The organism is Citricoccus alkalitolerans (assembly GCF_039528175.1).
Lineage (GTDB): Bacteria > Actinomycetota > Actinomycetes > Actinomycetales > Micrococcaceae > Citricoccus > Citricoccus alkalitolerans.
The window spans coordinates 702202-712724 of record NZ_BAAALH010000001.1 but is presented as its reverse complement, the minus strand read 5'-3'; the positions used below and the strand labels follow the sequence as shown (position 1 = coordinate 712724).

The 10523-nt window shown below is 67.9% G+C and carries 9 protein-coding genes and 1 other RNA gene; 5 read left to right on the top strand and 5 right to left on the bottom strand.

What is annotated here, in order from left to right:
* Positions 1 to 12: 12 nt before the first annotated feature.
* On the bottom strand, positions 13 to 1467 hold the full coding sequence (locus ABD134_RS03135) for a glyceraldehyde-3-phosphate dehydrogenase (protein WP_344226626.1): 1455 nt from the start codon (positions 1465 to 1467) through the stop codon (positions 13 to 15).
* Positions 1468 to 1826: 359 nt separating this feature from the next.
* Between ABD134_RS03135 and ABD134_RS03130 the strand changes: the two genes are divergently transcribed.
* Positions 1827 to 3824, top strand: coding sequence for a BCCT family transporter (locus ABD134_RS03130; RefSeq protein WP_344226624.1), 1998 nt, complete (start codon positions 1827 to 1829; stop codon positions 3822 to 3824).
* Positions 3825 to 3956: 132 nt separating this feature from the next.
* Here ABD134_RS03130 and rnpB read toward each other — a convergent pair.
* Positions 3957 to 4350: RNase P RNA component class A (rnpB, locus tag ABD134_RS03125), an RNA gene on the bottom strand.
* Between the two features lie 165 nt (positions 4351 to 4515).
* On the opposite strand from rnpB, the gene ABD134_RS03120 reads away from it, so the two are divergent.
* Positions 4516 to 5322, top strand: coding sequence for a YaaA family protein (locus tag ABD134_RS03120; protein ID WP_344226622.1), 807 nt, complete (start codon positions 4516 to 4518; stop codon positions 5320 to 5322).
* Between the two features lie 13 nt (positions 5323 to 5335).
* Here the strand turns inward: ABD134_RS03120 and ABD134_RS03115 are convergent, their stop codons facing one another.
* The 3 genes from ABD134_RS03115 to ABD134_RS03105 form a co-directional block, all read right to left on the bottom strand.
* Entirely contained in the window at positions 5336 to 6355 is a 1020-nt protein-coding gene (locus tag ABD134_RS03115; protein ID WP_344226620.1) for a reverse transcriptase-like protein, read from the bottom strand.
* 77 nt (positions 6356 to 6432) lie between these two features.
* A complete protein-coding gene (locus ABD134_RS03110; RefSeq protein WP_344226618.1) occupies positions 6433 to 7179 on the bottom strand; it encodes a zinc ribbon domain-containing protein in 747 nt (248 codons plus the stop codon).
* Between the two features lie 24 nt (positions 7180 to 7203).
* Complete coding sequence (locus ABD134_RS03105) at positions 7204 to 8094, bottom strand: Nif3-like dinuclear metal center hexameric protein (RefSeq protein WP_344226616.1); 891 nt, start codon at positions 8092 to 8094, stop codon at positions 7204 to 7206.
* 174 nt (positions 8095 to 8268) lie between these two features.
* Between ABD134_RS03105 and msrA the strand changes: the two genes are divergently transcribed.
* The 3 genes from msrA (at position 8269) to epsC (ending at position 10464) form a co-directional block, all read left to right on the top strand.
* Entirely contained in the window at positions 8269 to 8802 is a 534-nt protein-coding gene (msrA, locus tag ABD134_RS03100) for a peptide-methionine (S)-S-oxide reductase MsrA (protein WP_344227639.1), read from the top strand.
* Positions 8803 to 8874: 72 nt separating this feature from the next.
* The gene (gene cysK / locus ABD134_RS03095; protein WP_344226614.1) at positions 8875 to 9810 is read left to right on the top strand and encodes a cysteine synthase A; all 936 of its coding nucleotides are present in this window, start codon (positions 8875 to 8877) and stop codon (positions 9808 to 9810) included.
* Between the two features lie 69 nt (positions 9811 to 9879).
* A complete protein-coding gene (gene epsC / locus ABD134_RS03090) occupies positions 9880 to 10464 on the top strand; it encodes a serine O-acetyltransferase EpsC (protein WP_344226612.1) in 585 nt (194 codons plus the stop codon).
* Positions 10465 to 10523: the final 59 nt, after the last annotated feature.

Below are 10523 nucleotides of genomic sequence, written 5' to 3'. Positions count from 1 at the left end.
GTCCGGAACGGTTCAGGCCTTCGGGAAGGCCGGGACCACGTCCCCGGCCATCTCCTCGATGACGCGGACCACCTGACAGGAGTAGCCGAACTCGTTGTCATACCAGACGTAGAGCACGGCGTTCTTGCCTCCGTTGACGATGGTGGCCAGGCCATCCACGATGCCGGCGCGGTTGGAGCCGACGAAGTCGGACGAAACGATCTCCGGGGAGTTGATGTAATCGATCTGATTGCGCAGCTCGCCGGTCAGGGACTCCTCCCGGAGCCGCCGGTTGAGCTCCTCCACCGTGGTCTCCTTCTGGAGCGCCAGATTCAGGATGGCCATCGAGACATCCGGAGTGGGGACACGGATGGCGTTGCCGGAGAGCTTGCCCTTGAGTGCGGGCAGGGCCTTGGCCACGGCCTTGGCGGCACCGGTCTCGGTGATGACCATGTTCAGGCCGGCGGCGCGGCCGCGGCGGGTGCCCTTGTGGAAGTTGTCCGTGAGGTTCTGGTCGTTGGTGTAGGCGTGCACGGTCTCCACGTGGCCGTAGTCGATGCCGTACTCGTCGTGAAGGACCTTCAGCACCGGGGTGATGCCGTTGGTGGTGCAGGAGGCGGCCGAGAGGATGGTGTCCTCGGCGGTGATGTCATCGGTGTTGACACCGAAGACGATGTTCTTGATGTCACCCTTGCCCGGGGCGGTCAGCAGCACCTTGGAGGCACCCGTGGCCTTCAGGTGCTGGCCGAGCCCGTCCTCGTCCCGCCAGCGGCCGGTGTTGTCCACCACGATCGCGTCGTGGATGTCATGGGCGGTGTAGTCGACAGCGGCCGGGTCGTTCGAGTAGATGACCTGGATGACCGTGCCGTTGGCGGTGATCGTGTTGTTCTCCTCGTCCACGGTGATGGTGCCCTCGAAGGGCCCGTGGATGGAGTCCCGGCGCAGCAGCGAGGCACGCTTGACGAGGTCGTCCTCCGAGTTCTTGCGAACCACGATGGCTCGCAGGCGCAATGACGAGCCGCCGCCCTCGTGGGAGAGGATGATGCGGGCCAGCAGGCGCCCGATGCGGCCGAAGCCGTAGAGCACGACGTCCTTGGGGGCCTTGACGCCCTGCCCGCCCTGCCCGGCCACCTCGGCCAACTCCCTGTCCAGGAAGTTCTGCAGACCGCCACCGGCGGTGCGGAACTTCGCGGCCAGCTTGCCCAGGTCGATGGATGCGGCACCGAGGTTCATCCCGGCCAGGGCCTCGACCATGGGGTAGGTATCCTCCACCGGAAGCTCGACGTCGTCGATCTGACGGGCGTAGCGGTGGGCCTTGATGATGTCGATGACGCCCTTGTGGACGAGCTGGCGGCCGTAGATGCTCGTGATCACGTTGTTGTCCCGGTACAACGAGCCGATCAGCGGAACCATCCTCTCGGCCAGCTCCTCCCGGTTGTTCCAGGCGGCGCGCTGGTCATGCGCGGTTCCGTTGGTCTCTTCTGCCACGGTAGGTCCTTCCCTTGTGCGCCTGCCTCCAGGCGGCGACGGCGCTGTCGCTGACGGGCACCGATGGGCACCCGATGAGCGGACGGTCATGGCCCGTCCCGGCCAATACCGCATCCAGATGGCACACGGCGGTGTCCAGTCTAATGACTCCAGCGCCGTTCGCCGTCGAAGTGCACGCCCGGTGACACGCGAAGAGATGTGCCCTCCGCCACCCTGGGCGGCTGTCAAGTACTGACAGCCTTGTGATTTCTTGTTTGACTCAGTCCACCGACTTCCTGAATGGTGGCTGGGAACCGACGATCCGGAACACCGTCCCCAAACCAGCGACGGAATCCGTCGTCAGACCAAGAGAGGTAATCATGTCGAGTTCGGACCACGAACCCCCGATCGCAGCGGAGGAACCGCCCACGCCGCCCACGGCCTCCACCTCGGAGTACGGCCGAGAGCATGTCCCTCCCTCAGCACGGATCCACGAGGACGATTCCGACCAGAAGATCACCGAGAAGCTGAAGCGTCAGGGCGTCCGCCTGGGTGCGGGGACCATCGCGCCGGCAGTCTTCTGGCCCTCGCTGATTCTCATCGCGGCCGTGGCGATCGTGGCTATTCTCGCCCCGACTCCGACCGGCGAGGTACTGTCCGCCATTCAGGGCTGGATCAGCACCAACCTGGGTTGGTTCTACATGCTGGCCATCGGCGTGTTCATCATCGTGGCGCTGGCCATCTGCTTCTCCAAGTTCGGCAAGATCCGCCTCGGCAAGGACGACGAGAAGCCTGAGTTCAGCGTGCTGTCCTGGTTCGCCATGCTCTTCGCCGCCGGCATGGGTATCGGTCTGGTCTTCTACGGCGTCGGTGAACCACTCGGCTATGCCACCACCACGCCGAAGCCCGGTTGGCCCGGCACCGAGACCGGAGCGGATGGCATCACCTCGATCATCCCCGGACGGGAACACTCCGTGGCCATGCTCGGCATGGCCCAGACGTTCGTGCACTGGGGGCTGCACCCCTGGGCCGTCTACGCCGTGATCGGCCTCGCCGTCGGCTACGCCATCCACCGCCGCGGGCGTCCGGTGTCCATCCGCTGGGCCCTGGAACCGATCCTGGGCAATCGGGTGAAGGGCTGGATGGGCGATGTCATCGACATCCTCGCCATCTTCGGCACCGTCTTCGGCATCGCCACCTCACTCGGACTCGGCGTCCAGCAGATCGGGTCCGGGATGGCGGCGATGGGCATCGTCGAGACACCGGATATGACCCTGCTGATCGTCCTGATCATCGTCATCACCCTGCTGGCCACCCTGTCCGTGGTCAGTGGCCTCGGCCGGGGCATCAAGTGGCTGTCCAACATCAACCTGTCCATGGCCGCCATCCTGGTGATCTCCGTACTACTGCTCGGCCCCACGCTCTTCCTGTTCCAGAACCTGGTCCAGTCCTTCGGCGTCTACCTGGCGGAGGTCATGAACATGACCTTCGACGTCGGCGCCTACACGGGCGAGGCGGGCGCGAGCTGGGGCGCGAGCTGGACCATCTTCTACTGGGGCTGGTGGGTCTCCTGGGCCCCCTTCGTGGGCGTGTTCATCGCCCGCATCTCCCGAGGCCGCACCGTCCGCCAGTTCATCTCCGGGGTGCTGCTCGTGCCGACTCTGCTCGGCTTCCTCTGGTTCTCCATCATGGGAGGCACCGGCCTGTGGCGGCAGCTCTTCTCCGATGACCCGCTGGTGCCGGAAGACGCTACCGAGTTCGGTGTGGAGGCAACCCTGTTCGACGTGCTGGGCGACCTTCCCCTCGGGAGTGTGCTCTCCGTGATCGCCATCCTGGTGGTGGCCATCTTCTTCATCACCTCCTCCGATTCCGGTTCCCTGGTGGTGGACATGCTGGCCTCCGGCGGTCACCCGAACCCGCCGATCTGGTCCCGCGTGCTGTTCGCCGTGCTGGAGGGGGCGCTCGCCATCGGCCTGCTGCTGGCCGGTGGTCTGGGAGCCCTGCAGGCTGCGTCCATTGCGACGGCACTGCCCTTCAGCCTGATCCTGATCGCCATGTGCTTCGCCATCGTCAAGGCGTTGAAGAAGGATCAGGACGCGATCGACGCCCGAGAACGCCGACTCCGGTACGAGCAGATCAGCGACCGGCTCTCCGCGGACTTCGACGACGCCTTCGGCGAACAGGTGGATCATCGCATCGACTACCGGATCTCCCGGACGACCGGTCTCTTCGACCGCCGCCGGGACGGGGGCACGGCCACGCAGACCGCCGACCCGGACGCCCCGCCGGAGCCCACGTCGTCCACTGACCCGGACGCCGTCCGGCGCCGGGACCAGTCCCGCCGGCTGTTCGGCGGGCGCCGGAAGGACGACCAGTAGGTCCAAAGAGGGGATCCCGTCCCCGATCGGTACCCGCCGCGAGTCCGCTCGTGCCAGGCACCGCGAACCCCCGGAAGGCTTCTTGGCCTACCGGGGGTTCGTCGGTTCTCAGTCTCTCGTGGAGGAGCGTGAAGGGACAGGCTGGCTTGTACGCCGGGTTCTGTACCGGGAGCGGTCACCCGCTTCCCAGCGACGGCCATCCATCTAGGCCCGCCGTTGCCGGCGGGCTCGAGCGGCCAACCCGGATGCTCGGGCGGGCAACCCTCGAACACATCCTGTTCGGCCTTGCTCCGGATGGGGTTTACCGAGCCGATCCGGTCACCCGGACCGCTGGTGGTCTCTTACACCACCGTTTCACCCTGACCGGCCCTCCTGATGCATGCACCCAGCGGGCCGGCGGTCTATTTTCTGTGGCACTGTCCTGCGGGTTACCCCGAGTGGGCGTTACCCACCATCCTGCCCTGTGGAGCCCGGACGTTCCTCACGGCACCGAGAAACGGCGCCCTGCGGCCGTCCGCCAGCCTGTCCCGGCGCACCAGTCTACCGGTGGCCTGCCACGGTGATGTCCGTACCGGCGTCCGTATCGATGTCCGTATCGATGTCCGGTCCGTGGCCCGAGCTACTGTGCTTCCGCCAGCTGCGCGGATCGACGTGGTGCGCGGGGCCCGGCGGGGATCGCTAGGCTGTTTCGGTGCTCATCCTGTTGCCGCCCTCCGAGGGCAAGACCGCTCCCCGTTCCGGCGCACCCCTGGACCTCACCTCCCTTGTCCTGCCCACGCTGGCCGGTGAAAGGACCACGGCCATGGGCATCCTCGCTGCCGTCTCCTCCGCCCCCGATGCTGCCGAGGTGCTGGGTGTGGGCGAGACCGTACGGGCGGACATCGATGCCAACGTGGTGCTCATGGAGTCGCCTGCTGCCCCGGCCCACCAGGTCTTCACCGGAGTGCTCTACGACGCCCTCGACTACGCCTCCCTCCCGGATACGGCCCGTCGGCGGGCCCGCGAGAAGGTCCTGATCTTCTCCGGCCTGTTCGGGGTGCTCGCCCTGGGCGACCACATCCCGAACCACCGCCTGTCCGTGACCAGCTCCCTGCCCGGTCTGGGCCGTATGTCCAGCTGGTGGAAGCCGCGGCTCACCCCTCCGTTGGATGCCCACGCCGAGCACTCCGGCGTCATCATCGACGGCCGATCCGGTGGCTATGCGGCGCAGTGGAGGGCCCCAGCGTCGATCACCGCCACCGTGGATGTCTTCCAGATCCGGAACGGTGAGCGAAAAGTCGTCTCCCATTTCGCCAAGTACACCCGTGGCCTGGTGGCCCGTGAGCTGCTGCTGGCCGGCCCCCGGGTCGTGAAATCACCCGAGTCCGCCGCCGAGGTGATCGCGGCCGCCGGTTCCGCCGAGGGCTCCCACGACTGGTCCGTTGACCTCGTACCGGGAACCGGGATCAAGCCGTCGAGCCTGCAGATCACTCTCCCGGACGAGCACACGACGGTCTGAGGATCCTGACCCGCTAGGCCGGCTCGGCCACGAGCTCGACCTCGAAACCGCCCGGTGCCTCCAGGTAGGCCGCGTAGTGGTTCCGGCCGCCGGCGAAGGGATGCCGGTCCGCGAACAGCAGTGTGAAGCCGCGGCTCAGTGCGGCCTCGGTCAGATCATCGACGTCCTCCCGTGAGCCGGCGTGGAACGCCACGTGGTTCAGTCCCGGCTTCAACCGGTCATGGCCGCTGGCCCTGACATGCGGGCCCGATTCCAGGACCAGGTACTCCCCTGCCCCTTGGTAGCTGGTCCCCTCGGACCACTCCCCGCTCACGGCATATCCGAGTTCCTGGAACAACCATCCCAGGCTCGACCGTGCGGCCTCGAGATCCTCCACCCAGATCTCCACGTGGTGCAGGCGTCCCGCCCGCCGTGGAGGCGTGACGCCGGCCGGGGCGGCAGCCGCGGCGGGCACCGCATCCCGCTCAGCCGGGGCGAGCAGGCCGGCGTCGTGGGTGGCTGCTGGTGAGGCCTCGCGAGCAGGTGAGGGAGTGTGTGCGGAGGCGGAGGAGTCCCCGGTGACCTTGATGCCCGACGTTGCCTTGACCCACTCGGTGCCGGCGGCCCCCGCGTCCATGGCCTCGTTGGAGAGCAGGTCGGCATCCTTGTTCTTGGCGCGCGGAATCCACTCGTAGGTGACCTGACCGGCGGGAAGGATGCCTCGGGCCTCGGCGGCCAGCTTCTGCATGTCGGCGTGCTTGATCTTCCAGCGGCCACTCATCTGCTCCACCACCAGTTTGGAGTCGAGCCGCACGTGCACGGCAGCATCCGGGTCGATCCGCCGGGCCATCCGCAGTCCGGCGATCATGCCCGAGTACTCCGCCACGTTGTTCGAGGCCCGCCCCAGCGGCTGGGCGTCGATGTCCAGGACCGCTCCGGTAGATGGATCGCGCACCAGCGCTCCGTAGCCGGCCACACCTGGATTGCCGCGGGAGCCGCCATCGGCCTCGACATAGAGGAGACGGCCGGTGGAGGGGGTGGACTGCTGGGTCACGCGGAATTCTCCTATGGAGGGTGAGGATGGTGTGGATCAATGGGGGTGGTGCGGGTGCGGTGCGGAACTGGTCGAGTCTAGGCCTGTTCGGCGCGGACCAGGATGGCTCCTGAGTCGGGGCAGTAGGCCAACGTCTCCACGGGTGTCTGCTCGATCTGCGCCAGGTCGGCAGGGCTCAGCGGCATGCCGGAGGCCTCGGACTTGTTCCCGACAAGCCGCGCCGCGCCGATCCCGCCGTTGCGCTCCCGGATCTTGTCATAACGGGCCACCAGGCCGGTGGGCAGGGTGGCGGCGAGGGCCTGGCGCCGGCCGGTGAGGTCCTTGCCTTCGGCGGCGACGCCGGCCGCCTCCGCCTTCAGCGCGGCACCGCGTTCCTGCGCTTCCGTCTGGGCCGCGGCCAGGCGGCGCTGAGCATCGACGTCGGCCGCCTCGGCCTGCTCTGCGGCCTCCATGGCCTCCAGCTCGGTCCCCTCGTGCTCGTCCTGCAGGGCCTTGAGCGTCTGCAACTCGTGCATCATGTTCTCCAGGTCCTTGGCGGACCCCTGCCCGGCATCGAGGCGCTTCTGGTTGCGGTCCCGGCGTTCCTGCACACCGGCCACCGTGGCCTCTGCCGTCCGGACTGCCTTCCGGGCCTCGGCCAGGCCGGTGGCGGTCTCCTCGGCGGCCCGTTGGTAATCCGCCAGCTCCTGCTGAAGCCGGGCGTAGTCCGGGTCCTGGCGTAGTTGTTGCATGCGGTGACGGGCGCGGTCCAGGGCTGTGTCCAGCTGCTGGAGTTCAAGCAGGCGCAACTGGTCGGCGAGGGGGACAGTGGGGGCGTTGCTCATGGTGGTGTCCTTACGGTTCGGTGGTCACGGCCCGGGAGTCAGAACGAAGTCCCAGGGATCGGAGTTGTACGAGCTCACGGCGATCTCCACGTCGAAGCCACGATCGGTGAGCAGGGTGTCCAGCGCCTCGGCGGCCGCCGGCAGCCACAGCCACTCACTGCCGAAATGGGAGACCTCCACGAGGTAGGGACGGCCACCGGTCAGACGGGCGGCTTCCCGCAGCTCGGAGGCGGGGTGGTGGCGGAGGTCTGCCGTGACGTAGACGTCCGCCTGGGCTGCTCGGACCTGGTTGAACAGGCTGTCCCCGGCCCCGCCGCAGACGGCCACGGTCTGGATGATGCCGTCCCGGTCGCCGGCCACCCGGACGCCTCCGGCGACGGCGGGCATGGCCCCGAAGACGCGGGCTGCGAATTCGGAGAGCGTGAGCGCCTGCGGCAGGCGCCCCACCCGGCCGATGCCCTCCTCGGGCAGCCCGCCCTGCGTGGGGGCCAGGGGCACGACCGATTCCAGTCCGAGGATGTCCGCGATGACATCCGAGACCCCGCCGACGGCGGAATCCGCATTCGTGTGGGCAGTCAAGAGCGCACAGCCGCCCTCGATCAGGGTGTGGACGGCCTGTCCCTTGAAGCCGGTGGCGGCCACCGAGGTCACGCCTCGCAACAGCAGGGGGTGGTGGGTAACGAGCAGCTGGGCGCCGGCGCCCACGGCCTCGTCCACCACGTCCTGGACGGGGTCCACCGCGAAATGAATCCGTCCCACCGGTTGCTCGGGGCGGCCGGCCACCAGGCCGGTGGCGTCCCACGGTTCGGCCAGGGAGGCCGGCCACAACTCCTCGAAGCACTCCAGCACCTGGGCAAGGGTCGGCGTCGTTGTGTTCGGGGTGTTCGCATCCGTGGCGTGGGTCTCGGCGCTCATGGTGCCATTCTGCCTGACCCGGGAATGAACGCGGCCAGCGTGGTGCTGTAGGGGAATGTGAGTGATCTCGACAACGCCCCTCAAGCCACAGCTGCCACTGACGCCGCCGACGCCCCCGGTGCCAGCTCCGCCCCTGCCTCCGGGGACCAGCGCTCGTCCCACCGAGTGCTGACCATGGCCGGCGGTTGCTTCTGGTGCCTGGACGCTGTCTACCGGCGGATCCGCGGAGTCTCCTCCGTGGAATCCGGGTACACCGGCAGCGACTGGCCGAACCCCACCTACGAGTCCGTCTGCTCGGGCCGCACGGGCCATGCCGAGGCCGTCCGCGTCGGGTTCGACGAGTCTGTGGTCAGCGCGGACCTCATCATGGACCTCTTCTTCACCGGACATGACCCGACGACCCTGAACCGCCAGGGCCACGACGTCGGCACCCAATACCGGTCAGCCCTGTTCCCGGCGGACGCCGCGGACGAGGAGCTGTACCGTTCGGCCATCCGGCGCAACCAGGAGAACTGGGCGGACCCCATCGTCACCACCATCGAGCCGCTCGGCACGTGGTACGCGGCCGAGGACTTCCACCAGGACTTCTATTCCAACCGCCCGGACGTCGGCTACTGCCACGTGATCATCACCCCGAAGCTGGCCAAGGTGCGCCAGCGTTACTCGGAATGGCTCGTGGAACCCTCGGAGAGCACCGGCCTGTCATAGGCTGAAGTCAGCACTGTTTTCCCGGCGGGCCCCGGCTTGCCCACGTCCACCGTTTCTGGAAGGAACACCGTCTTGGCCAACATCCTGAACAACATCACCGAAGCCATCGGCAACACCCCGCTGGTCATGCTCAACCACCTGGCCGAGGGCCTTCCCGGCAAGGTCGCCGTCAAGGCCGAGTTCTACAACCCGGCCAACTCCGTCAAGGACCGCATTGGACGCTCCATCGTGGACGCCGCCGAGGCCTCCGGTGAGCTGAAGCCCGGCGGCACCATCGTGGAGGGCACCTCCGGCAACACCGGGATCGCCCTGGCCATGGTGGGCGCGGCCCGTGGTTACCAGGTCATCCTCACCATGCCGGAGACCATGTCCAACGAGCGCCGGGTGATGCTGCGCGCCTACGGGGCGGAAATCGTGCTGACCCCGGGCGCCGACGGCATGCGCGGAGCCCTGGAGAAGGCCCAGCAGATCGTCGCCGACTCGGACAACGCCATCTGGGCACGGCAGTTCTCCACGCAGGCCAATGTCCAGGCCCACTACGACACCACGGGTCCGGAGATCTGGAACGACACCGACGGCACCGTGGACATCCTGGTGTCCGGCATCGGCACCGGCGGCACCATCACCGGCGCCGGCCGTTACCTTCGAGAGCAGAAGCCCGGGATCGGCATCGTGGCCGTGGAGCCCTCCGACTCCCCGATCCTCTCCGGTGGCAAGCCCGGCCCGCACAAGATCCAGGGTCTCGGCGCCAACTTCGTCCCGGAGGTCCTCGACACCGAGATCTACGACGAGGTGTACACCGCCACGCTCGAGGAGTCCGTCAACGTCGCCCGCACCATGGGCACCCGCGAGGGCATCCTCGGCGGCATCTCGGCCGGAGCCATCGTGTCCGCCGCCCTGGAGATCGCCAAGCGCGAGGAGAACCGGGACAAACTCATCGTGGCGATCGTCCCGGACTACGGCGAGCGGTACATCTCCACCGTCCTGTTCGAGGACATCCGGGGCTGACCGGCCGGTCGCCCCTCCTCTCCCCGGCATCCCGGCGCAGCCCGGAACCACCCGATCGAAAGGCCACCAGTGGGTTTCCTGTCCCGATTGAAGGAAGACATCGCCAATGCCCGGTCCCATGACCCGGCGGCGCGTGGGAACCTGGAGGTCGCCGTCGTCTACTCAGGTCTGCATGCCATCTGGGCCCATCGCCTGACGCACCGGATGTGGCAGCACGAGAAGCTCAGAACCCCTGCACGGGTGCTCTCCCAGGCCGCCCGCACCCTGACCGGCATCGAAATCCATCCCGGGGCGACCATCGGCCGCCGGTTCTTCATCGACCACGGCATGGGCGTGGTCATCGGTGAGACGGCCGAGATCGGGGACGACGTGATGCTCTACCACGGCGTCACCCTCGGCGGCCGCTCCCTGGAGCAGGTGAAGCGCCACCCCACCCTGCATGACGGCGTGGTGGTCGGGGCCGGGGCGAAGATCCTGGGCCCGGTGGAGATCGGCCAGGGCTCCTCGGTCGGCGCGAACGCAGTCGTGGTCAAGGACACCCCGGCGGACTCGATCGCCACCGGCATCCCCGCGACCTTCCGGCACCGCTCGCCCAAGGAGCAGCTGCCGGCCGTGGACCCGGCGGAGTACGTGGACCCCGCCATGTGGATCTGACCGGCTCAACGCCGAGAACAAACCCCCATCCCGGTACGACGACGGCCGGCACCTTCCGT

Excerpts from the sequence above, each read along its gene's own strand:
- ABD134_RS03130 (WP_344226624.1), top strand. The coding sequence starts at position 1,827 with ATGTCGAGTTCGGACCACGAACCCCCGATCGCAGCGGAGGAACCGCCC.
- ABD134_RS03105 (WP_344226616.1), bottom strand. The coding sequence starts at position 8,094 with ATGAGCGCCGAGACCCACGCCACGGATGCGAACACCCCGAACACAACG.
- msrA (WP_344227639.1), top strand. The coding sequence starts at position 8,269 with ATGGCCGGCGGTTGCTTCTGGTGCCTGGACGCTGTCTACCGGCGGATC.
- ABD134_RS03110 (WP_344226618.1), bottom strand. The coding sequence starts at position 7,179 with ATGAGCAACGCCCCCACTGTCCCCCTCGCCGACCAGTTGCGCCTGCTT.